Annotated in this window: 21 protein-coding genes; 12 read left to right on the plus strand and 9 right to left on the minus strand. The window is 42.5% G+C overall.

Going from position 1 to position 23906, the window contains the following annotated elements; genetic code table 11:
* Positions 1 to 49 precede the first annotated feature (49 nt).
* Entirely contained in the window at positions 50 to 478 is a 429-nt protein-coding gene (locus FD05_RS07575; protein ID WP_020282144.1) for a GNAT family N-acetyltransferase, read from the minus strand.
* A gap of 58 nt (positions 479 to 536) precedes the next feature.
* Positions 537 to 1025, minus strand: coding sequence for a YbaK/EbsC family protein (locus FD05_RS07580; RefSeq protein WP_020282145.1), 489 nt, complete (start codon positions 1023 to 1025; stop codon positions 537 to 539).
* A 264-nt stretch (positions 1026 to 1289) separates the two neighbouring features.
* Between FD05_RS07580 and FD05_RS07585 the strand changes: the two genes are divergently transcribed.
* Both FD05_RS07585 and FD05_RS07590 read left to right on the plus strand, forming a co-directional pair.
* A complete protein-coding gene (locus tag FD05_RS07585; RefSeq protein ID WP_020282146.1) occupies positions 1290 to 2678 on the plus strand; it encodes a L,D-transpeptidase family protein in 1389 nt (462 codons plus the stop codon).
* 97 nt (positions 2679 to 2775) lie between these two features.
* Entirely contained in the window at positions 2776 to 3306 is a 531-nt protein-coding gene (locus tag FD05_RS07590; protein ID WP_020282148.1) for a DUF3267 domain-containing protein, read from the plus strand.
* Positions 3307 to 3355: 49 nt separating this feature from the next.
* Here the strand turns inward: FD05_RS07590 and FD05_RS07595 are convergent, their stop codons facing one another.
* The 3 genes from FD05_RS07595 to FD05_RS07605 all read right to left on the minus strand — a co-directional run bounded on the left by FD05_RS07595 (position 3356) and on the right by FD05_RS07605 (position 7284).
* On the minus strand, positions 3356 to 3679 hold the full coding sequence (locus FD05_RS07595) for a magnetosome magnetite crystal formation protein family (protein ID WP_020282149.1): 324 nt from the start codon (positions 3677 to 3679) through the stop codon (positions 3356 to 3358).
* A gap of 18 nt (positions 3680 to 3697) precedes the next feature.
* Positions 3698 to 4165: a hypothetical protein gene (locus tag FD05_RS07600; protein ID WP_039933454.1), complete on the minus strand. Its 468-nt coding sequence runs from the start codon at positions 4163 to 4165 to the stop codon at positions 3698 to 3700.
* Positions 4166 to 4332: 167 nt separating this feature from the next.
* On the minus strand, positions 4333 to 7284 hold the full coding sequence (locus tag FD05_RS07605) for an MMPL family transporter (RefSeq protein ID WP_020282152.1): 2952 nt from the start codon (positions 7282 to 7284) through the stop codon (positions 4333 to 4335).
* 174 nt (positions 7285 to 7458) lie between these two features.
* On the opposite strand from FD05_RS07605, the gene FD05_RS07610 reads away from it, so the two are divergent.
* Together FD05_RS07610 and FD05_RS07615 are read left to right on the plus strand one after the other, a co-directional pair.
* Positions 7459 to 8037, plus strand: a complete 579-nt coding sequence (locus FD05_RS07610; protein WP_020282153.1) for a TetR/AcrR family transcriptional regulator — start codon at positions 7459 to 7461, stop codon at positions 8035 to 8037.
* A gap of 210 nt (positions 8038 to 8247) precedes the next feature.
* A complete protein-coding gene (locus FD05_RS07615) occupies positions 8248 to 8547 on the plus strand; it encodes a DUF2316 family protein (protein ID WP_020282154.1) in 300 nt (99 codons plus the stop codon).
* Positions 8548 to 8609: 62 nt separating this feature from the next.
* Here FD05_RS07615 and FD05_RS07620 read toward each other — a convergent pair whose 3' ends face one another.
* The gene (locus FD05_RS07620; protein ID WP_020280542.1) at positions 8610 to 9320 is read right to left on the minus strand and encodes a hypothetical protein; all 711 of its coding nucleotides are present in this window, start codon (positions 9318 to 9320) and stop codon (positions 8610 to 8612) included.
* Between the two features lie 287 nt (positions 9321 to 9607).
* Here FD05_RS07620 and FD05_RS07625 point away from each other — a divergent pair, with 287 nt between their 5' ends.
* The 5 genes from FD05_RS07625 to FD05_RS07645 all read left to right on the plus strand — a co-directional run bounded on the left by FD05_RS07625 (position 9608) and on the right by FD05_RS07645 (position 17355).
* A complete protein-coding gene (locus FD05_RS07625) occupies positions 9608 to 11464 on the plus strand; it encodes an N-acetylmuramoyl-L-alanine amidase (RefSeq protein WP_020280541.1) in 1857 nt (618 codons plus the stop codon).
* Between the two features lie 254 nt (positions 11465 to 11718).
* Positions 11719 to 13140 (plus strand): aspartate ammonia-lyase, encoded by a 1422-nt coding sequence (locus FD05_RS07630; RefSeq protein ID WP_039932452.1) that lies wholly within the window; start codon positions 11719 to 11721, stop codon positions 13138 to 13140.
* Positions 13141 to 13281: 141 nt separating this feature from the next.
* Positions 13282 to 16080, plus strand: a complete 2799-nt coding sequence (locus FD05_RS07635) for a cation-translocating P-type ATPase (protein ID WP_020280539.1) — start codon at positions 13282 to 13284, stop codon at positions 16078 to 16080.
* Between the two features lie 32 nt (positions 16081 to 16112).
* Complete coding sequence (locus tag FD05_RS07640; RefSeq protein ID WP_039932450.1) at positions 16113 to 16628, plus strand: GNAT family N-acetyltransferase; 516 nt, start codon at positions 16113 to 16115, stop codon at positions 16626 to 16628.
* A 10-nt stretch (positions 16629 to 16638) separates the two neighbouring features.
* Positions 16639 to 17355 (plus strand): B3/B4 domain-containing protein, encoded by a 717-nt coding sequence (locus FD05_RS07645; RefSeq protein ID WP_020280537.1) that lies wholly within the window; start codon positions 16639 to 16641, stop codon positions 17353 to 17355.
* Between the two features lie 41 nt (positions 17356 to 17396).
* On the opposite strand, the gene FD05_RS07650 is transcribed toward FD05_RS07645, so the two are convergent.
* Entirely contained in the window at positions 17397 to 17981 is a 585-nt protein-coding gene (locus FD05_RS07650) for a zinc ribbon domain-containing protein (protein ID WP_020280536.1), read from the minus strand.
* A gap of 93 nt (positions 17982 to 18074) precedes the next feature.
* The gene (locus tag FD05_RS07655; RefSeq protein WP_020280535.1) at positions 18075 to 18701 is read right to left on the minus strand and encodes a DapH/DapD/GlmU-related protein; all 627 of its coding nucleotides are present in this window, start codon (positions 18699 to 18701) and stop codon (positions 18075 to 18077) included.
* A gap of 81 nt (positions 18702 to 18782) precedes the next feature.
* Here FD05_RS07655 and FD05_RS07660 point away from each other — a divergent pair, with 81 nt between their 5' ends.
* The 3 genes from FD05_RS07660 (at position 18783) to aldA (ending at position 22942) form a co-directional block, all read left to right on the plus strand.
* Complete coding sequence (locus FD05_RS07660; protein ID WP_020280534.1) at positions 18783 to 19961, plus strand: NAD(P)-dependent oxidoreductase; 1179 nt, start codon at positions 18783 to 18785, stop codon at positions 19959 to 19961.
* Between the two features lie 286 nt (positions 19962 to 20247).
* A complete protein-coding gene (locus tag FD05_RS07665) occupies positions 20248 to 21369 on the plus strand; it encodes an NAD(P)-dependent alcohol dehydrogenase (protein WP_020280533.1) in 1122 nt (373 codons plus the stop codon).
* Between the two features lie 97 nt (positions 21370 to 21466).
* Complete coding sequence (gene aldA, locus FD05_RS07670; RefSeq protein ID WP_020280532.1) at positions 21467 to 22942, plus strand: aldehyde dehydrogenase; 1476 nt, start codon at positions 21467 to 21469, stop codon at positions 22940 to 22942.
* Between the two features lie 230 nt (positions 22943 to 23172).
* Here the strand turns inward: aldA and FD05_RS07675 are convergent, their stop codons facing one another.
* Positions 23173 to 23892 carry a sulfite exporter TauE/SafE family protein gene (locus tag FD05_RS07675; RefSeq protein ID WP_020280531.1) on the minus strand — a complete coding sequence of 240 codons (720 nt, stop codon included), beginning with the start codon at positions 23890 to 23892 and terminating at the stop codon, positions 23173 to 23175.
* Between the last annotated feature and the right edge of the window lie 14 nt (positions 23893 to 23906).

Genomic DNA, 23906 nt, shown 5'->3' on the forward strand with positions numbered 1-23906 from the left:
ACTGCAGCAGAAATATTCCTTATTTCCACCGCAGCATTCACACATAATCCTACAAATCCTTTTCGACAACCACACAAGGAACGCCATCCTCATAAAATACATCAGAAGTAATCTCATATCCCAGGCGTTGATAAAATTTAATGGCGTCCATTTCACTATGTATCAGCGAATGGGTTAATCCCATTTCTTTGGCTTTAGTCTCTAAAGCACTGACCACTTTACGGCCATAACCATGACCCCGGGCTTCCTTTAGGGTTGCTACTCTGCCGACTTTCAACGTGTGGTCGTTGTAAGTTTCGAACCGACAGGTGGCTGCCGGTACTTTACCATCGAACAAGACGGCATATACCATGCTGTCAGAATCCTTGTCATCGAATTCATCGGTAAAAGAGATCCCGCGTTCTAGTACAAAGACTGACATTCGGATATAAGCGGCGGCAGCCCGAGCCGGTTTGGAACTTTCCACGATTAATTTCATAATGCTCTCCTAGAGATATAGTATTGAAGCTTGATTTTGTTTTAACTCTAAGGCTATTTTACAACAATTCGGGATCATCCGACCAACCATTGCAAACATCGACCCAATGATCAGGGTTGGCGTACTGCGTCAATTCATCGAGTGAGAGTTGAACCGCACTATGGGCATCTCCAGCTGCAGGATAAATAGTCTCAAAACGTTGAAGCGAGACGTCGAGATAAACTTTGACGCCATCTTTCAGCGCAAATGGGCAGACACCGCCAGGTTGGTGGCCAATATAGTCTTCAACTTGCTCTCTGGGGATCATTCTGGCACGTTTATGGAACTCTCCCTTGAATTTCTTGTTGTCGACTTTGGCATCGCCAGCCATGACAATTAGTAATGGATTTGAATCAACTAAGAATGACATTGTTTTTGCGATATGTTCAGGTTCACAATTTAATGCCTGAGCTGCCTCTTGAACGGTTGCACTGGATTCGTCCAATATTTTGATTCGATCTGAAAGCCCAACATCGTCAAAGTACTGCTTTACTTTTTCAAATGACATACTAACCACTCCTTGCTTAATTATTAAGACTAATATACATGATGACTAAGAATGGGTAAATAAGAAATTGATTATTCCAGAATCAAAATAGTTCTTAATTTATAACGGGATTAATGGTAACATGGAAACCTATGGTCCAAAATTTATGAGAAAAAGCTGAAGATTTGTTTAAGTATCGCCTTGAAGAGCGCTTTTGCTAGATTGGACTGTGAAAACTTCGTAAAATATACTTAGAGAAAGATCTAAAGGGGGTTGGCATTACACATGTCACGTAGAGAGAAGTTCGCTAAAAAGCCAAAGAAAAAGCTGTGGACGCGGATTGTAGTTGGATTCGTGTTAGTTCTTTTTGGTGGCTTCATTGGCTCTCATTTTTATTTTCAAAATCATTTTAAATTCACCAAAATTAATGACGTTGATGTTTCCGGCCTGACCGTCGCACAAGCAACCAAGAAGTTAAACATGTCGCACATTGATGAAGATGGCAATTATTTAGTCGTTCGGGATTCCAAGATTAACGTGAACTCCCAAGATGTTAAGAAATTATTCAAACACCGAAGTTCAATGAGTGCGATGACTTCTGCAAAATTAAGTGCCAAGTCCGATGTGACCAACAAGCAACTGAATTACCGGTTGAAGACATTGTTGCCAAAGTTTGAAAATCGGATTGATCAAATCAATACTAGTCGCAAACAAACCATTGATTCCAAAGTCATTTTAAAGGATGGCAAGATTGTCGTTAAGCCTGGCCAAAAGGGGAATACTCTCGACAAGGCTAAGATGGTCAAGGCATTTAAGAACCAAGCCAAATCAAGCTTGCTGATTTCCGTTAAGATGAGTAAGGACGATTACGTTCAACCTAATAGTTCTCAAATTGCTAAACAAAAGAAACAGTTGGCCAATATTTTGCAGAACACTGTGACCTTGAACACTTACAACAAGTCCTATAAGTTTGTTGCTAAGCGATGGGTTAAAAATGGTTATCCAACTGCTAATGGCAACTACAAGTTTGATTCGACCAAGGTTAAAAATTGGATTGCTAAATTCTCCAAGAAAGTTGATACCCTCGGCAAGTCGGTTTGGATTACGACTCACCAAGGCAAACGTGTCCGTGTTCATGCGGGCGGAACCTATGGATGGAAAGTTAACCAGCGGGCTTTAACCAAGAATATTTTGAAGAATCTTGGCCGCTCACATTCAGTAACTATGAATTTGAGTCATTATGCGGTCGGAACCGGATATGGTATTAAAGGTTCTGGTAAGACTTATGTTGCGATTGACTTGCAGCGACTTCATGAATATGTTTATAAAAACGGTAAGCTCATGGCCAATATTCCGATTATGTCCGGAACCTTAACCGGTGGTAACCGGACACCTCAAGGCGCATTTTACATTATGTACAAACAGCGCCACGCTACTTTGAGAGGTAAGAACAGTGATGGCTCAAAGTATGCTTCACCAGTGAGCTACTGGGAACCATTAACCAATTCCGGTGTTGGGATGCATGATTCACCATGGCAGCCGGCATCAGTCTATGGTAATCCAAGTGCCCGTGCTCAGTATCATTCACATGGCTGCTTGAACAATCCGCCTTCACGGATGGGTGAAGTTTGGAAGAATACCCATACCTTGGAACCAGTATTTATTTACTATTAAAATCAAAAATGACTGTTAACGAAACTTTCGTTAGCAGTCATTTTTTTGATGTTGATATGTTAATATGAGGATAACTAGCAAAATGGGGTGAACGATTGTGCATTTATATAAACACATTGATATTACGAATAACCGTAATTTAGTTTATGGCTTAAACGTAGCTGCCGTGATTGCCTTCTTAATCTTCCTGTGGGTGTTTGGAGCGATGGCCGGATCAATTACCGTCAAGTTCACGAAGAGCTACTTTATTTGGCTGATAGTTGCCTTATTGGTGGTTGTAACGATCCATGAGGTGATCCATGGCGTTTTGTACAAAGCTTTTAAGCCGAATGGCAAAATAAAGATTGGCTTCAAAAATGGGCTGCTGTCCGTGTCCAGTCCCAAGTCACTTTATACCAAGCAACAATTTTTGTGGATTGGTGCAACGCCGTTTGTTGCGATTTCATTGGTGCTGATGGCCATGTTTTTTGTTGGTTGGCTACCTGGTGATATTTTCCTCGCATTGGCCTCACTGCATGGGGCAGGGTGTGTTGGTGACTTTTATTTGCTGTGTTTGGTCATGACTTCCCCGAAGTATTATTACATTAGCGATCGAGAAGATGGCATTGATATTTATTCGAATAGTTAAAAAAGATCCGAGACAATTTTGTCTCGGACCTTTTTGTCTAGATACGTCATTAATCTTGTACCAGGATTTTAATTCCCAAATATAAACTATAAATAAACATTCCCAAATCGACCAAGCCAACCAACGCAATTAAAGCCAGAAAGAGGAAGCCGGTGAATGCAGCCTTCTCCGTGACAATGCCACTGATGCCGACAATCAGGAAAGTTAAGATTGTCAGGACAACCGGAATTAAATGTAGCATGAATGCATGCTTGGCTGTGTCATGCATATCTTTGTTATTGTCGCTGATAAGCCAAACAATGAACGGAAAGATGAATGGCGCAAATACAATTGAGAGATATGATAATGCATTAACGATTCTATTTTTGGACATGCTGAATTACTCCTTAAGTTAGTTCGTATAAGATTTGTAAACCGGCGAACGGAAAAGATCAACATAAGCGCCACCGCCCGAATAATCTCTCAGGACGGTAATCTTTTGATTTTCAACAGTTCGGTGGGTAATCCGCCAGCCACGGTCACTTTGGTAGGCTTTGGTTGCATAGGCGTTAAATGTGTATCGGTTGGTGCCGGAAATTTTAGCGAATGCCAATTTACGGTAGCCTTTCCAACTTGATTTGAACAAGGTGTGTTTCTTGCCCTTGTATTTTTGGGTCACAGAATACTTGTTGACTTGAGTCAAGCAAAACTTACCGTTAACGTAAGAGTACCAGTTACCACGCCAGCTGGTGGGAGTAGTTGTATGAATCTTTCCCACTTTGTAGTAAGTATCGGCAGCTTGGACTGACTGATCATTGACAAAAATGGTCATTGTTAAACTGGCTGCCGCAATGACAACCGCTTTAAGTAATCTATTCATTCGAATTCTCCTAAAAGTTGCGGGTCAAAAAATGAATCATTTTGACCGAGTGAGTTAATTCTTTATATTATACTAAAAAAGGATAGCCTATATCACATGGGGTTGTCAAATGATCGTATCAATAAAGGCCCACAAACATCGCTGTTTGTGGGCCTTTAGCTTACAGATTAATCTTTATCTTTACTCCGACGGATCGGGTGATCTTTTTCTTCTTGGTCAACTTGTTTTTGATACATCTTATCTTTGACGTAAGGGTAGGTCCATTTAACCATTGCTGACATGATAATTGGTAAGGTCAATACCAGAATGATCAAACCGACGATAACGGTCATCGCAACTTGAATCAGGGTCAAAACGTTTGATGGAATCAATGCCGCAAATGTTCCGCCTAAAATGATGGCAGCGGAGATAACGACCGTTCCGATAATAGTTGCTGAATTTAAAATTCGGCGACGAACATCCGGAATGGCACCTGCATCACCCCGATACCTCATCATGAGGAAGATACTGTAGTCGACTCCCAACGCAACCAGCATAATAAAGCTGAAGAATGGTGTGTTCCAAGTTAACATGTTCTGGAACAACAGGTAACTTGAAAGCCACTTGGTGATTTGAAGGGAACCCAGATAGGTGATGAGCAATGTGCCAATAATCGTAATTGCTTGAACTAACGATCGGGTAACCACCATCAAGGCTAAACCGATCCCGACTAACATAATGACAACGGTTCGGAAGAAGTCTCCATTTGCAATCTTTTGTAGATCAGAAGTTTGCGAGCTTTGACCGCCGATTGCAACTTTGGCATTCTTCAAGCTGGTGTCTTTCATCTTGGCATTCACATCACGAGTAATGGTTCGGATGCGGTTGGCGGACTTGGTAGTACTTGGGTCTGAATTCAAGATCACAGTGATTTTAGTGATCTTGCGGTCCTTTGACATAAACGCATCAAGTGAAGGTGTAAATGAGGCACTCTTGATACTCTCTGCTGGCATGTAGAAAGTATTGCCCAAGTATGATTTTTGCATTTCTTTAAGATACTTGTTCACAGTGGTGGTTCCATTGGATACTTGATCCAAGCCGGAATTGGCAGAAGTCAAACCAGTTTGTAATTCCTGCATTTGGCTCTGAAGTTCTTTCATCTTGGAGTTCAAAGTCTGGACGCCGGAATTCACTTGCGAGCTGCCACTGGCAACACTTTGAGCACCTGAAACTAATGCGCCGCTATTGGCACTTAATCGACTGGCACCACTACTAATACGGTTAAGGCCACTGGAGAATGGTGAGACCTGTGAGTTCAAACGGCCAAGACCGGATGATAATTGTCTTGAACCTGATTGAAGGGCGGTCATCCGTGCGCGGAGGGCCCTTAGCTTAGCAGTTTGGCTTCTGACTTGTGAAATGCCGGTATTTAATCGTTGACTACCAGCAGACAGACGGCCAACGCCAGATTGAAGACGTGATGAACCGGAACTGAGTTGTTGGGACCCGCTGGCCAGGCTGCTGACACCGGCAGTATAAGTGGTGACTCCTTGACTCAATTGTTGAGCACCGGATTCCAACTTGCTGGCACCAGCTGCCAATTTTTCAACTTGAGCAATGCTTTCAGAGGTGTTCGAACTGGCTAATTTTTCATTAGCACTCTTCAAGCCCTTTTGAACTTTCTTGATTCCTTGGTTGGCTTGATTCAAACCAGTTGTCAAACTTTCCAGCTGGCTTCTCAAGTAAAGTGAATCAATTTTAGTACCACCAGGACGGGTAACGGAGGCAACGCTCTTAACGCCCGGCTCCGAGTTCAGATAGCCGGTTAATTGATCAATTTCAGCTAAGTGTTCCTGAGTGTTTAATGGTTTCTTATTTTGAATATAAACGGTTGTTGGGCCGGACATTCCAGCGGGGTAGTGGTCTTGGATGACGTTATACCCGGCTTTGGACTGGACAGTGTTTGGCAGTTCATCTGCGCTATTGAAATTCAACTTCTGGTTACCAACAAGTAATAATGGCAAGGCAGCAATTATCAAAATGCCCACCATAATAAAGCTGTGTGAGAGGGTAAATTTTGAAAGGAAGTTCCACAAGAAGCTGCGATCATGTGCATCGAGGTTCTTGCTTGGCCAGAATAGCCGTTCACCTAGAGTTGACATGAAGAACATGTTAAGGGTGAGCAATATCATTAATAAAATGGCAACGCCGACGGCAACCGCAACTCCTGAACGATAGAATGAGAATTTGGCTAATGCTAAGGCGGCAAATCCAATCAGAACGGACGAGCCACTATACAGAATTGTTCGACCGGCGTGCCGTTGAGCAGCCTGGGCGGCAGCTGTCGCAGCTTGGCCCTTTCTCATCTCTTCTTTAAACCTGTCATACAGCAGAATGTTGTAGTCGGTTCCAATTCCAAACAGCACGACGACTAGGAAGACTTGGGTAAAGTTGGAAATTGGGAAATTCCAGCGTTCGGCTAAGTTCATCACTAAATCAAGTGACAGCAGGTAAGAAATCCCAACTGTCAATAATGAGATAACCGGAATTAAGAAGGATCGGAAGACGATGATTAACACGATAAAGATAAAGATTGCTGCAATAATTTCAGTTTTTTGCAGTCCCTTTTCAGTTACGGTTGAGAAATCTTCGTTTAAGATATCACTACCAGTCACGTAGGTACGCATTCCGGGGGTTTTAATCTTATTCAAGATTTTGTCTGTCTGGCCGCGAACCTTATCTTTCTTAGGCACGGTGATCATGACCATCTGTGTGGTATTATCTTTTGACTGCAGTTGTTGTTTGGCAGCTTCATTATCGCTAGGGGCAGTGACTGAAACAATATGCAGGTCGGGATCACTTTTAACGGCGTTAGTGGCGTCTTGAATCTGCAAGGTTTGTTCGTCGCTTAACTTACCGTGTTTATTATTGAACACCGCAATCAGCGTTCGGACATTTTTGCCGCCCTCATACTTTTTCTCAATTGTATTCGCCACTTCACTTTGCACCGAAGAAGGGAGCTGAACGGTTCCCTTTTCGTGGACTAATTGGGAAATATTGGGTAGCGTAAATAACGCTACTAAAATTAACCCAATCCAAATGATCAGCGATAACATGTGCTTTTCTTTGAACTTCTGCATTAAAATTCTTCCTCTCATTACCTAGTGATTAATATTATTCTCTTGTTCAGATTTAGACACTTGTATAAGCAATAGTAAGATGATAAACTCAGCATGGATATGACGCAAGGGACAATTAGATGCGTTAGTTCAAAGTTAGACAGAATTCAATAAATGCAAAATCGAGGTCTGATCATGAAATATGATTTAACGAAAAAGCCAACGCGAGGTGCACAACGAACCTTAGCATCATTTTCCACTACAATGATTAATCTTCTCTCTAAGGAGCCGTTTGAGAAAATCAGTGTCAATAAAATTTGCAATATCAGCAATTTTCCGCGGGCAACTTTTTATAATTACTTTGACGATAAATTCGACTTGGTAGATTATTGTTGGTATGTAATTGCTCAGGAGATTGAAGTGGACAAAGTAACTGAGTTAAAGTCCAATAAGACTTTGATCATTTACTTCGACCGTTTATACGATGTTTTCAAAGATAATCAGCCGTTGCTAGACAATATCCTTCTATATAATGACTTCTCGGGGCAACTCGTCAACAGCTTCGTTAACTATTTTAAAAATACAGTTCAGGAAATCTTGGAACAATCAATCGATTATTCCAAGACTGGGCTGCCAGTTGAATTAATGGCTGATCATTGTAGCGAAACGGTGATTCTGGTATTGAAATGGATCTTTTTGAAACGTCACGATGCTGATAAAAAGCTTGCTCATGAATATCTGGAGAAGTTGTTAAATCTCGATCAATTCATTTAAGGCGCAGCTTTTTACACATTGCTCAATGACTATATATTACCATGATCTCGGTCGGCATGAACCCAACTTTCATGAAAATATTTAAGCGAAGCACAATCTATTATATCAAATTTGAGATTCATTTGTGAGTCAACTTGGAATGTGTTAGCATGCTACTTAAGTATTCCAAAAGGATACTTATAACATTCCAAATGATGAGGAAGTGACAGAATGGTCTTAACCGGAGATGAAGCAGCTGCAATCAAGCAGGAATTACAAGGTAACTTTGACTTGTCGGGCATTACTTTAGCAATGGCAGCTGTTGATTTGAAATCCACACCTGAGCACATCCAGGACGTGATGAATTTGAAAAATTGTAGAAAAGAAGAACCTTGGATACTTCGAAACTACTTAATTAAAATTATTTTATTCCAAGAAAAGGAACCATACTCATTCTCAAAATTGATGGGTAATCCTAAGAGATTTGGCTTTCTAAACGAGCAGTTTATTGATCGCGGAGAATTAGCGTAATAAAAAATGGTCGCAGACAAAATAATTTCATTTTGTCTGCGACCATTTTTTAATGATTTTTACTAATTTGCTGGTGACGTAGCAACATCACTTTGTTTTACCCAACCATTGACTTGAGGGTGGGCGCTATCAGTTACATAATAGTAGGTTGCGTTTGCATCACGATTGTTTTGTTTGGTGCCAATTTTGGTGACGGTAAGTGGATCTTTGTAAAATTCGGTTGTTGAATTCAAATTACGGCCGACTTTATATTGCGTGTAGTCGGGGGCAGTGTCAGTTAAGGTAGAGGCTTTCGGCGTTGTAAAGTATACAGGTGTATTGGCAAAGTAAGTCGGCAGTGGTTGTTCTTTAAAAGTTTCAGCAGTTTTTAAGCCACCAGAAACCGCTGTGGAATCTGTAGTTGGATCGTTGGTGCCAACGTAAATCCATCCACGATATGTTTTATCAAACGAGACGACTTTTAAGTACCAGTCACCGTTAGATGTTTGGGCAGCCCGATAGCCGCGGAAATAGGTTTGCCCGGCATCAGCCGTGGTTGCAAGTGTTTTAAGAGCGGCGGCCTTCGTAACTACCTTGGCGCTCTTATACACCGGCACTTTTGAGTATAAAGGAGCAGAACCGGTTGTGAGGTAGTTCCGCGTGATCCCATCTGTGGTTAATGCTTGGTTACTTGTGACTGAGATGGTGCTCTTAGCAGCTGCTTGATTGGATACTTGTGTGAAGGCGACGGCCATAACTGCAAATGTCACTCCCGCCAAAATGTGATGTGTCATTTTTCTCAATATGATCCCTCCTGCCACAATCTTTATTCAGAAAGTATACACCATTCTGTGAATGATTAACATATTTGAATGAGGAAACATTAAAAACAAATTAGTAGACGCACATACATTGCGAGCCAAAAATCCTTTGATGCTAACAATCATCTACACATGATCGATCTGAGATCCTCCTAAAAATTAGAAATAATATAATCTTCAGTATATTTTTGTTGGCATTCGTTGTATCCTAGTTGTAAATATTATTTAAAATAGTGGATATTCATACAAGGAGTGACGACATGAAAAAGTATAAGGGGTTATTCTCACATGTTCGATGGCTAGTGATCGCGATTTTATTTGGCAGCCTGATGATTGGATTGAGTACCAATCAGGTGCATGCGAAAACAAGTTCGTTGGAAACCGCATTCCAGCAGGCTGCGAACAAGTATCAAGTTCCAGTCAACTTGCTGAAAGCCGTTTCCTATAATGAAAGTTCATTCGAAAGTCATGGTGGCCAACCCAGTGTTGCTGGTGGGTATGGCGTGATGCATTTAACTGATACCACCGGTTTAATACCTAATGGGGCCAATTCAAAAGCTGAGAAAGTTCCCAATGCCGCTTCCCTGCATACGTTGCAGAAAGCAGCCAAATTAACCGGCATTAGTGTCAGCAAACTCAAATCCAATACAACCGCCAATATTCAAGGTGGTGCCGCTTTATTGGCTGCCTATCAAAAGTCTTTAGGCAAACCACTGACAACGAATTCGGCTTCATGGTATTCTGCAGTTAAGAAATATAGTCAATCTGATTCCAAACCGGCAGCTGAATTTTTTGCCGCCAATGTGTATCAGATTTTGGCTAAGGGAGTTCATAAAGACGGGGTCACCATTACCCCTCAGAAGGTGAATGCATTGAAGGATGAAGCGGTCGATTCCACCAAGGGCGAATCTGCTGAAACGGATGGACCAGCTGGCCTACCAATCCAGTGGATTCCAGCCTTATACAAAGAATTTGATGATCAAGGCGATTATGGGAATTATGATTTGGCAGACCGCCCCAATGATCAAAAAATCAATTATATTGTCATTCATAATACTGAGACTAGTTTCCAAGACGCGTTGTCACTCTTTTCAACGCCAACCTATTCGACTGCGAATTACGTTGTGAGTTCAGTTGAAGGAACTGTCGCCGAATTGGTTCGTCCTCAAAACGTCGCTTGGCATGCAGGTAACTGGTACATTAATTCCCATTCGATCGGTATCGAACACGAAGGATATGCTGCGGTCGGCGGCTTCTGGTATACCGAAAACATGTACAAGTCATCTGCGGCTCTTGTTAAATATTTAGCTGCCAAATATGGTATTCCACTTGATCGTCAGCACATTATTGGCCATGATAACGTTCCTGGCCTGAACCCAACCGCTCAAAAGGGGATGCATTGGGATCCTGGAACATACTGGAATTGGAACCACTATTTTGATTTGATGGGCGTTGATTTGTCACAAAGCCAAGGTGATGGCAGTTCAAGTGTTATTACAATTACGCCCAACGAGAAATATAACCTGACTGCCGCTTCTGGTCAGAAAGTGACAGATGATGGCGTGACATTGCCATTAGCAGGCTCCAACTTTGTTTATCTATACAAGCAGCCAAGCTTTTCAGCAGATTTAATTGCTGATAAGGACTTCTCAACGGGCCAGTCAGGGACGACCGAAAAGAATGACTGGAGCGACAAAGCAGTATACGGCCAACAGTTCAGTAAAATTGGCGATAATGGCGATTGGACAGAAATTAATTATGGCGGCCAGTCAGCCTGGTTCTACAATCCGGGCGGTGCCAACTCCACCAACGCAACCGGCAAATTGGTTACGGTTAAGGGCACCAAAGCGGTTCCTGTATATGGAAGTGCTTATCCAAGCGAAAGCATCCTTAAGAAAAACAAAGTGACTGGCGTTAAGCCAACCCCAATTTATCAATTACAACCGGGACAGAAATACGTCTATGGCGGCACGGTTCCGGCAGAGTATTTCAATTCACACTTTAATTCCAATTCAGCAAAGAACGTGATTCACGGTAACAATGATTATTATCAAATTCAGTTCAATCATCGAATTGCTTTTGTGAAGGCATCAGACACAATGATTGTGACGCATTAATAATTAAAAGGAATCAGCATTGATTAAAATGTTGATTCCTTTTTGTGCTGAATGCATGATATAAAATCTCACATCGTCATTGGTCAATAAATAGAAGCTTCAAAATGATTAGAAGATATCATGGTGATGTTAGGTATTGGTATATATGGAAAATTGACAATATTTTCAGGTTTTTGTTGACTTTCTCGAAAATGGGTATATATTAATAAACGTAAACAGATGTCATAAAACATTACATGAAGTGAGGGAATAAAATGAGAATTGAGAGAGATTGCATCGGAGAAATGTTTGTACCTGATAATGTGTTGTACGGAATTCACTCATTGCGAGCAAAGCATAACTTTCCAATTACAGATGAAAAAGTTGATCATGCGATCATCCAAAGCTATTTGCAAATTAAGAAAGCAGCCGCTTTAGCCAATGAGCAAGCAGGTACTTTAGACAAGGAAAAAAGTACGCTGATTATGTCTGCCTGCAATCAATTATTATTCTCAAACGATTACACTGCCTTTATTGTTCCGGCGATCCAGGGCGGTGCTGGTACTTCAACTAACATGAACGTTAACGAAGTCGTTGCCCAGCTTGCCATGCGATTGAGTGCCCAGGGTGGTAAAGAGCCAATCACCATCAAGCCAAACGATGACGTCAACCAATCTCAGTCGACCAACGATACATATCCAACCGCTGGTAAAATGGCAATGTTGAAGCGATTGTCACCATTGATGACATCGATTTCCAGCTTAGTGGCTGCCTTAACTGACAAGGCTGACAAATATGCCACTGCCATCAAAGTAGGACGAACTCAGCTTCAGGATGCTGTCCCAACCACATTTGGCCGAACCTTTACTGCCTATGCCTCAATGTTCAAACGGGATCTCTCAAGATTAAAGCATGCTCAAAAAGTGCTTTCAGAAGTCAACCTTGGGGGGACCGCAATTGGAACCGGCATTAATGCCACTGCTGAATATGAAGAATCAGTTGTGCCAATCCTAAATAAATATTCTCATCTTTCATTGCACCAAGCCAGTGATTTGGTGGATGCCACTCAGAATAGCGATGCCTACACAACTATTTCCGGGGCAATGAAGTCTCTAGCCGCCAATTTATCAAAATTCAGTAATGATCTTCGGCTATTATCAAGTGGCCCCCAAGCCGGCTTGAATGAATTAGCCTTGCCAAAGAAGGCTGCCGGTTCATCCATCATGCCTGGCAAGGTCAACCCCGTAATTCCAGAAGTGGTTAATCAGGTTGCATTTGAAGCCATTGGTAATGATGTCACTGTGACGATGGCAGCCGAGAGTGGCCAACTGGAACTGAATGCGTTTGAGCCAATCATGTTCAAGAGCATTTTGACCAGCGAGCAGCACTTGACCAAAGCAATTGACACGTTAGTTGAAAACTGTGTGAGTGGGATTCAGGTCAACGAAGCATATTGCCGAGATGAAGTTGAACACTCATCGATTGCGGCAACCGTGCTTTCGCCATTATTGGGGTATGAGAAGACAACTGCACTGATCAAGGAAGCCTTGGCCACCAAGCAATCAGTTAAAGAAATTGTGAAGCAAAAACAACTTTTGCCAGATTCGTTGGTTGATAGCTTGTTCACACCAGAAGTCTTGACCAATGTTCGACGGGTGAAGGATGAAAAATCAGTTGCCGGTTCGCGTTCAAATTAATCTATAAATCGCAGTAAGTCAGCCTGATAAGGGCTGGCTTTTTCTTTTGCCAAATTAGACAGAATCATCGCTACTATTTTCAATCGCGATATAATTGAGGTGGTTAAATCAACGATTTTTAAAAAAATGGGGTGATTTACGATGCAAAAGAATCAATCAACGCTGATTGACGATGATGCCAAGGCGGACCCAACCGATTTGATGAAACAATACCAAACCAGCAATGGCGGGCTCTCTCAAGCAGAGGCCGATAAGCGCCTGGAAAAATACGGCGCCAACACGATTCGACAGGGCAAACGCAAATCCGAGCTATTAATCTTCTTGGAAAACTTTACATCACTGATGGCGATCCTGTTGTGGGTTTCAGGTCTGATTGCAATGTTTGCGGGGATGCTTGAACTGGGGATTGCGATTTGGGCAGTCAATGTCATTAATGGCTGCTTTTCCTATTGGCAGCAGCACGCTGCTCAAAAGGCAACCGATTCGCTGAAGAAAATGCTGCCGTCTTACGTTAAAGTTCGCCGGGATGGTAAGTCTCAACAGATTAAGGTCGAACAACTGGTACCGGGGGATATATTTGACATCCAAGCCGGAGATTCAATTCCAGCTGATGCCAGAGTCTTTAATGCAGCTAATTTGCAAGTTGATGAATCATCATTGACTGGAGAATCGGTGCCAGTTGAAAAAGTTGACGCTTATGAGCATGGTGATGGTGAATTTGCTCAGCAAAACATTGTCTTTGCGGGGACTATTTGCACCAGTGGGACCGCATCGGCACTGGCCCTAGCAACCGGAATGAACACGGAATTTGGTCGGATTGCCACTTTGACTGAATCTCAGAAGAAGACGGTTTACCCACTGGAACGGGAGTTAAATCACTTAACCCGGCAGCTCACAATTATCGCGATCTTGATCGGGATTGCCTTTTTCCTATTAGCAATTTTCTTTGTTAAATATCCTGTCACCAAGTCATTTATATTTGCTTTGGGGATGATTGTTGCCTTTATTCCCGAGGGCTTACTGCCAACGGTGACCTTGTCATTGGCACAAGGTACCCAGCGGATGGCCAAAAAGCATGCGTTATTGAAAAATCTGAGTAGTGTTGAAACCCTTGGCCAAACGACGGTGATCTGTTCTGATAAGACTGGTACTTTGACTCAAAACCAAATGACAATTAATCATCTTTGGCTGCCAGGCAAACAGTACGATGTCACCGGAACCGGGTATGTTACTAACGGGAAAATTCAGACAGATGGGCGAGACGTTGATCTGTCAAAAGAGTCAGATCTCAACAAACTACTGATTAATGCAACGATTAATAATGATACTGAAGTAACCGAAGGCAAAGCTGGTGAAAAATCAAAAATTTTAGGTACCCCAACGGAAGCCGGGTTAGTCATTTTGTCTCGGAAAGCAGGGATTGATGCCAAATTTGAGCGGGCAAAGTTCCCCCGGTTAAAAGAGTTGCCGTTTGATTCCGGCAGAAAATTAATGTCAGTCATTACCAAAAACGCTGAAGGGCAGCTGGTCATTTATACCAAGGGTGCCTTGGGCAGTGAATTAAATGTCTGTGACCGAATTTTGGAAAACGGTCAGATTCGGCCAATCACCGAGGTTGACCGTAGTCACATCATGCAGGTTAACGAAGACTATTCCAAACAAGGATTAAGAACGCTGGCATTTTCTTATCGCGTTGTTGATGGGGATGACCCGTTAATCCACAAAGCACTGGAAAGCTGTACGATTCAAAGCGCAGAAACCCACATGGTCTTTATCGGGCTGGCAATGATGTCTGATCCACCACGCCCAGAAATCTTTGAAGCCGTTAAGAATTGCAAGCGGGCCAACATCCGCATCATCATGGTTACTGGTGATAGCCCAATCACCGCTAAAAGCATTGCGACTCGCATCGGGATTACTTCGGATCAAGTTAGGGTAATATCCGGGGATGAGTTAGATAAAATGTCTGACGCGCAGCTGCAGGCAGCCGTTAAAGGTGAGGTGATCTTTGCTCGAGTGGCACCGGAACACAAATTTAGAATTGTTTCTATGTGTCAGAAAAACGGTGAAGTGGTTGCATCCACTGGTGATGGCGTGAATGATGCCCCTGCTCTTAAACGAGCGGATATTGGCATTGCCATGGGGGTCACTGGAACTGATGTTGCCAAAGATGCTGCCGATATGATTTTGACTGATGATAACTTTGCTTCAATTGTTAGCGCAATTGAGGAAGGTCGGACCGTCTACAGTAATTTGCAAAAGTTCTTACTATATATACTGACCAGTAATGTTCCTGAAGCAGCACCATCAGTTATTTTTCTGCTGACCCGCGGACTGGTGCCACTGCCACTCACCGTTATGCAAATTTTGACAGTTGATCTGGGAACTGATTTATTGCCCGCACTGGGCTTGGGTACCGAGAAGGCCGAACCGGGGATTATGGATCAGCCACCGCGTCCGTTAAATAGCCATTTGTTGAATCGATCAATCATCTGGAAGGCTTTTGGCTGGTATGGCCTCATTGCCTCAATCATTTCTACCTGTGCCTACTTCTTTGTCAACCACGTCAATGGTTGGCCGCAGGTACCATTAGCCGGATCTGGGTTAGTCTACGCTGAAGCAACGACGATCACCCTGGGTGCCATCGTGTTCTCACAAATCGCTGCTGCAATGAACTGCCGAACCCAGATCTCGTCAGTCTTTTCCATCGGTCTCTTCAGTAATCATCGTATTTTGATGGGGATTGGCGTTGAAGTTTTCCTGGTAGCACTGTTGATGTACGTGCCATTCCTGCAAGGGGTCTTCAACACTGGACCACTGAATGTCACTGAATGGATTTTCCTGTTCTGCATTCCACTGCCGATTTTCTTGGTTGAAGAATTACGGAAATATATCGTTCGTAAAATTGATGCTGGCAGGAATCACGTAAACGCGAGATAATGGGATTATTGAAACGCGTTAAGGAGTTAGTTGTGAAAATTATCGTTAGAAAATGCACGCCTGCTGATATTATTGACTTGCAGCAAATTAGCGGAGAAACTTTCAGAGATACTTTCGGTCCTGTGAACAGTTCAGAGAATGTTGAAAAATATATCAAAGAATCTTACAGTTTTGATCGGCTGACACAGGAGATTAACAATCCTGATTCAGATTTCTACTTCGCCCTGGCAAACGGCAAAATAGCCGGGTATTTAAAGGTTAATGTTGGCGATGCCCAGACCGAAGATACGGGGCCGACCTCCTTTGAAATCCAACGTATTTATGTTAGGAAAGCCTTTAAACGTCATGGAATTGGTTCGAAAATGATGGATAAAGCTTTGACAATTGCCAAAGAAAAACACTGCTCCCCAGTTTGGCTAGGCGTTTGGGAGCACAATTTTCCCGCACAGGCACTTTATCAGAAATTTGGGTTTAAACAAACCGGCGATCATGCGTTTATTTTGGGAAAAAGTCGACAACGTGATCTTATTATGAGCAAAAAAATTTAAGGAGAAATACATGAAAAAATTTATTTTGGATCCAAAAACGATTGAGTTATTTCCAGACATTCAAATTGATGTCATGACACTGCATGGGATTGATAATCAGGTTCATGAGGCAGATGATCCATATTTTCAGAAATTATTGGATCAAGGGACTGCATCGGCCGAACAATTCATTACCGTTGAACCATTTAGAGACAATCCAGTCGTGGCTGAGTGGCGTGAGGCTTTTCGCAAGTTTAAAACCAAGAAGGGCGCTCGTTCGACAGTTGAAGCCCTTTTAAAGCGAGTTAGTCACGGAAAGAAGTTTTCACCAATTGCACCATTGGTTGATATTTATAATAGTCAGTCTCTTAAGTATGGGGTCTCTGTTGGCGGAGAAAATGTCGACGCAATTGCCGGCGATATGCATCTTGGTGAGGCAAAAGGCGGTGAATCATTTTTGCCATATGGTGAAGATGAGGATATGCCCGCTTTACCCGGGGAAATCTGTTACATGGATGATAAGGGAGCGATTTGCCGTTGCTTTAACTGGCGTGAAAATCAGCGAACCGAACTAACTGAGGAGACTACCAATCCCATAATAGATATTGAATCAATTAACCATGACCAAGCAGAACGCTCAGCCGTTGCGATTAGAGAAATTCAGCGCCTTTGCAAAGAATACTTTGGGGTCGAAGGTAAGCTTCAGCAACTAAATGCTGAGAATCCTGAAATTGTGATTGCAGAATAAATTCAAAAAAAGGAGGTTGACGGCCAAAAGCCATCAATCTCCTATTTGTTATACTTGTCCGCAATATTATATTTAATATCGCCGCTATCAATCTTCAGCAACACTTTCTTCTTATCATGTTTGTCGACAACCTTGAATTTAGCGTATTCAGGGTTGGCATAAACCTTGTGGAAAGCTTTTGAACGACTACGTGAGCGGTTCACCAGGTAATTCCATTTGTCAGGCTTGCCAGCTTTCAATTCTTTTATTGCTTGGCTGTCTTGACTGATCTTGATCGTCACACCCTTATTCTTATCGGCCTTTACAGATGGCTTCTTGCCGTAAGGGGTCTTGTCTTGGGCGTTAAACAAATACTCATTAATCTCTCGAGCAACTGTGTTGTGGCCAGGCCCGTCTTGCAGGGTAAACATGCTGCCGACAAAATAGATCATGGCTGCAGCAACCACCAGGGAAACAAACTTACCAACCGGCTTCTGATACCACTTCATAAATTGTTCAACGTCTTTATTTTGAACTTCATCTTCATCAAGCCATGGCTGCTTAGCACCACAGTATGGACAAAAGTTTGAGTATGCGGGGATTTTCTTCCCACACATGACACAGGACTTAGTCTTTTCTTCAGACATTCTTTTTGCTCCTCCAATATGGACCTTTGCGAATATACCAATTAATTATAGCAAAGATTTGCCTGGTGGGAACAAGTAAGTGAAAAATTATCGTTAATTATGCAGGTGTTTAGCAACAAATTCTTTAACTGGCAGGCGGAAATCCAAATAATACTTTTCGAGATCTTCTCTAGACCAATTCCACCAGGCAATTTTTTCCATGTCGGTTTTGATTTCGTCGGGGAAACGGTCCTTGATTGGTTTGGCAGGGATGCCACCCACAATTGTATAAGGCGCCACGTCTTTGGTCACCACGGCACCGGATCCAATCACAGCACCATCTCCGACCGTGACGCCAGCTTGGATAATGACACCATGGCCAATCCAGACATCGTTACCGATTGTGGTCCGTAAATGGGTCCGCTTTTCCAGGAATTCCGTATCTGGATGATCAAAACCATATGCACCACCGTTATAAGCAAAAATATGTTGAGCAGGCCGATCGTATGGGTGGTTGGTTGGTCCAATTCGGATCATCGCGGCCATACTGATGAATTTTCCCAGGTCACTATTTTGAATGAAACAATACTGCCCAGTGTAGGTATAATCACCGATGGTACTATTATCGATTAAATTACTGCTTCCTATTTCCACCCATTCCCCGAATGTAGTATTCTTGGTTTGAGTCATTTTCCCAATCGTTGGTTTATCCTTTGATAGTTTTACAAAATCAATATGCATACGACCAACCTCTTTCTCAAAGTAATTTCTACCAACTATTATAATATGTTTTTAAAAACTTTAGTTAAAAGGAGCTTACAAATGTTTGAAGTCAAGACAATTGATCGGTTTGATCTAACCGATTTTGCGGGAGATGTCTTTCGCACCTCCAACACTGATACGCCGGATGCCATTTTGGTTCGCAGCTCGAAAGTCGATGACAGCCTGATTTCTAAGAGATTGTTACTGATTGCCCGTTCCGGAACCGGGACCAACACCATTAATGTTGATGCCGCAACTGCCAATGGGACGGCCGTGTTTAACACCCCAGGAATCAACGCCAATGCAGTCAAGGAACTGATTATTCAGAACTTGTTTCGCTGTTTGCGGCCGTTAAATGGGGCAGTGGAAATGATGAAACAGCTCAAAGCGGCTCCCGGAGAAGACTTGCAGGCGCTTGCCGAAACCAAACGAGGAGACTTTATTGGTGAAGAACTCTATGGTCGCACCCTGGGGATTCTTGGATTGGGCACCATCGGGCAGCGGTTGGCGGATGCTTGTTATCACATGGGGATGCAGATTATTGGTTATAACCGCAGCTTTAAAAATCTACGTCACGTTCAGCAATTAGACACAATTGATGAAGTCTTGGAACAGGCAGATTTTGTTGTCATCCTGTTACCGTTGACTGATCAAACCAACCAATTGTTGACCACCAAGCACTTCGAGATGATGAAGGATAGTGCCTATCTTTTGAATTTTGGGCGAGGGGAAATTGTTGACAATCAAGCGGTTGTGTCAGCGCTGAACCATAATGAGTTTGCGGGATATGTTTGTGACTTTCCAAAAACTGAATTACAGGATCATCCTAAAATTACGTTATTGCCACATCTTGGCGGGAATACGATTGAAGCCTTGACGCATTCGGCTAATTTAATCTTACAAAATTTGTTGGACTTCCTGGAATATGGGACTGTCAGAAGTTCAGTTAACTTTCCTCGGGTTGATTTACCATTCATGAGTAATCAGCGGCTAACTTTCTTTTTCCATGCCAGAGATAATTTCTGGGTTGATGTCGCCGGGATCATGAGTCAATATGACTTGCCGGTGCAAGAGATGATGGGCAACACCATGGACGGTTATGGCTATACAATCGTCAATACCGACTTGGCAACCATTGATAAGAAACAAACCCAATCATTACTTAGTGAACTCAACGATGTTGAAGGGATGATTCGAGTTCGCTTGCTGAATAACCCAACTCAAGGAGAATGGCAGTAAACTTTAGTAAGTGTTTCACAACCTTCAAACTTTTTTGAAATTGTGAGAGTGAAAGTAAGAGTATGGATCTCGTGATTTTTTGAAGGTGTTTCATAAATAAAATATGGCATAACTATTGAATTTGATTACCAACCGCCTATAATAAGCATTGTAAGCGGTTGTTAGTTGAAAAAAGCAAATGATTAATTCACATGTTTGCGCTTATGTAAGCGCCGAATGATCATTTGCTTTTCTGTTGTTTGCAATTGCTCACTAAATAACAAATAAAATATTTGGAGATGTGATTATGCGAATTAAAGCAGCTGTTGTTAACAAAAAAGGCGGAGACTTCGAAATGAAGGATGACGTCGAGTTAGCAGATATGCAGGCTGACGACTTACAAGTTCATATGGTTGCCAGTGGTATTTGCCATTCTGACGAAGCTTTACGTAAAGGTACCGCCGAAATTGGTTACCCAATCGTTCTTGGTCACGAAGGATCAGGAATTGTTGAAAAAGTTGGTCCAGAAGTTAAAGACTTCAAGCCCGGTGACCATGTTGTCCTGTCATTTTATGGCTGTGGCAATTGTATCAACTGTTTAAAGGGTGTTCCTACCCAATGCTTGAATTACGCAGCAAACAACTTGTCAGGTGTTCGTCCTGATGGCAGTGCCCACTTTACTGAAAATGGCCACCAAGTTGCCGACATGTTTGACCAATCATCATTCACAACCACAACGGTTGTCCGCGAACGTAACGCCGTTAAAGTCGATAAAGACTTGGATTTGCGTCAACTTGGACCTCTTGGCTGTGGCTATGTCACAGGTAGTGGGACCGTCTTCAACACATTGAAGCCGGAACCAGGCTCAACAATTGCGGTATTTGGTACCGGTGCCGTTGGTTTGGCTGCTATGATGGCCGGCCGGATTTCCGGATGCACCAAGGTTATCGCTGTTGATATCGTTCCTGACCGTTTGAAGTTGGCTAAGGAATTAGGTGCCACTGATACCATCAACAGTAAAGACACTGATCCAGTTAAAGCAATTCAAGATTTGACTGATGGTTATGGTGTTGATTATGCCGTTGATACAACTGGTGTTAAATCAGTAATGGAAGCATCAATCAAGGCATTGGCACAAGGTGGAACGACCGCAACCATTGCCGTTACCGACCAACACGTTGACTTGGATACTTGGAACGACCTCTGCGTCAGCGACCGTAAAGTCGTTGGTGTTAACATGGGTGATTCAATTCCTCAAGTTGATATTCCTCGTTTGATCAAGTTCTACAAGATGGGATTGTTTGACTTCGACAAGACTGAAAAATTCTACAAGTTTGATGATATTAATCAAGCTAACGCAGACTCTGTTAGTGGTAAGACAATCAAACCTGTACTTGTCATTGATGAGGACTACAAGCCGGGAAAGTAATATTAATTAGGATTTAAAAACTAAAAATATTTGTTCCTGCCAGATGGCGTTCAATTGCACTGTTGCCGACAGGTATCTTGAAGGGGAGCAAAATATTATGGCACAAAATGCTGTTGCATTAAAACATTATCAAATGTACATTAACGGTAAGTTCATGGATTCAAAGTCAGGTAACGAAATTACTGTTCTTAATCCATCAACTGGTGAAAAGATCTCAACAGTTCCAGCTGCAACTCGTGAAGAGGCTCAAGAAGCTATCGATGCTGCATATGAAGCTGAAAAGTCATGGAAGAAAGTTCCAGCTGCAACCCGTGGTCAATATTTGCACGACGTTGCTACTGAAGTTCGTAACGAAAAAGATCACTTGGTAGAAATGCTCCAAGAGGAACAAGGTAAGATCAAGTCATTAGCAACAACTGAAATTATGTTCTCAGCCGATTACTTCGACTACATGGCAAGTGCCGCTCGAACATACGAAGGTGAAATCCTTCAATCTGACAACAAGAATGAAAACATCATGATTGCTAAACAACCAATTGGTGTCGCTGCCGGAATCTTACCATGGAACTTCCCATTCTTCCTGATTGCTCGTAAAATGGGTCCAGCTTTGGTAACTGGTAACACCATCGTTATGAAGCCTTCTTCAGACACACCAAACTTGGGTCTTGAATTTGCTAAGATCTGCGAAAAAGTTGGTATTCCAAAGGGTGTTGTTAACATTATCTCAGGACGTGGCTCAGTTGTTGGTGATGAACTCACTAAGAACAAGAAGGTCGGCATTATCAGTTTGACTGGTTCTGTTGATTCTGGTAAACGTGTCATGGCAGGCGCTGCAACTCACATGGCTAAGGTATCACTTGAATTAGGTGGTAAAGCACCAGCCATTGTCTGCAAAGATGCTGACATTGATTTGGCTGTTCAATCAATCATTGACTCACGTGTTGATAACAATGGACAACTTTGCAACAACTGTGAACGGGTATACGTTCAAGAAGATGTTGCTGATGAATTCATCAAGAAATTATCAGACAAGATGTCCAAGATCACTGTTGGTAACGTCATGAAAGATGAAAACGTTGGCATGGGTCCACTGATCAACCAAGAAGCTTTGGACAAGGTTGCCGGAATGGTTGACCGTGCTGTTCAAGCTGGTGGCAAGGTCACAGCCGGTGGTCACAAGTTGAACATCGAAAATGGCTTCTACTACGAACCAACTGTTATCACGAACGTAAAACAAGATTCAGAAATCGTTCAAGACGAAATCTTTGGCCCAGTACTTCCAGTATTGACCTTTAAGACTTTGGACGATGCAATTGAAATGGCTAACGATTCTGACTTCGGTTTGACTTCATCAATCTTCACGGAGAACTTGGATAACGCAATGCGTGCTGCCAATGAACTCGAAGATGGTGAAACTTACATCAACCGATTCAACTTCGAAGCTATGAATGGTTCGCACTCAGGCTGGAAAGAATCAGGTATTGGTGGAGACGATGGTCGTCACGGTATCGAAGAATTCTTGAATACTCATGTTATCTACCTTCAAGGACATCCGGAGAAGGCACAAGGATAGAGAGTGCGACAAAGCCCGGTTAACCCCGGTGTATAAGTAAGAAGGACGAATTGATGAACGCAGTTTGTTCATTGATTTGTCCTTCTTACTTATACGTTAGGGGTTAGGCTGTCGGAGCACGTTTAATCCAAATAACAGTGAACCCACCACAAACAAAAAGAGGCATCCACCAACAAAGCTCAAACAGAACTTTGTTGGTGGATGCCTCTTGCGTATACAAACTGGTGTATCTACTGAAACAAATAAAACAACCCACTAACCCCAATCAGCACAAACACACATTTTTGAATCATTGTGATATTCATATGTACCGTAATTCGGTTGGCAATCATAGTGCCAATGACCCCGCCAACAATTCCCAATAAAATGAGGGGGATGTCATTGACACCAAGAATGCCATTATAGAACCGAATACTTGTGATATACAATTGATCGATCAGGAAGAATGCTTGGATGCTTGCCAAGTATTCTTCTTTTGTATTGGCCAAAGATAAGAAGTATAGCGCCATGAGCGGACCGCCGATCCCAAATAGACCGTTGAAGAAGCCGGAAACGATCATAAAGATAATGGCAACATAGATTGGATAATGCTTTTTACCTTCCGATTTTACAAATAGAAAGTATAACGATAAGGCAACCAACAAGCCGCCGAGCAGTGCTTTTAGCAAATGCACATTGATTGAATTGACCAGTTGTAATGCCATAAAGGCCACACTGGCATAGACAATAAACGGCCAAATAATTCGTTTGATCTTAATGTTGCGACGGTAGCGCCACGCTAACATAATGTTGGAGACGGACATGATCAACGAGGCCACTCCAGCACTTTGGGGAATGGGCAGGATGGTTGGCAGGAAAACCATGAGAACGATCGCTGAACCAAAGCCAGTCACCCCTTGAACGATTCCGGCAAGGATGGCAGGTAGGAGAACAAATATAAAATTGGTCATGACAAGCCTCCTTT

Source organism: Lentilactobacillus otakiensis DSM 19908 = JCM 15040 (assembly GCF_001434145.1).
Lineage (GTDB): Bacteria > Bacillota > Bacilli > Lactobacillales > Lactobacillaceae > Lentilactobacillus > Lentilactobacillus otakiensis.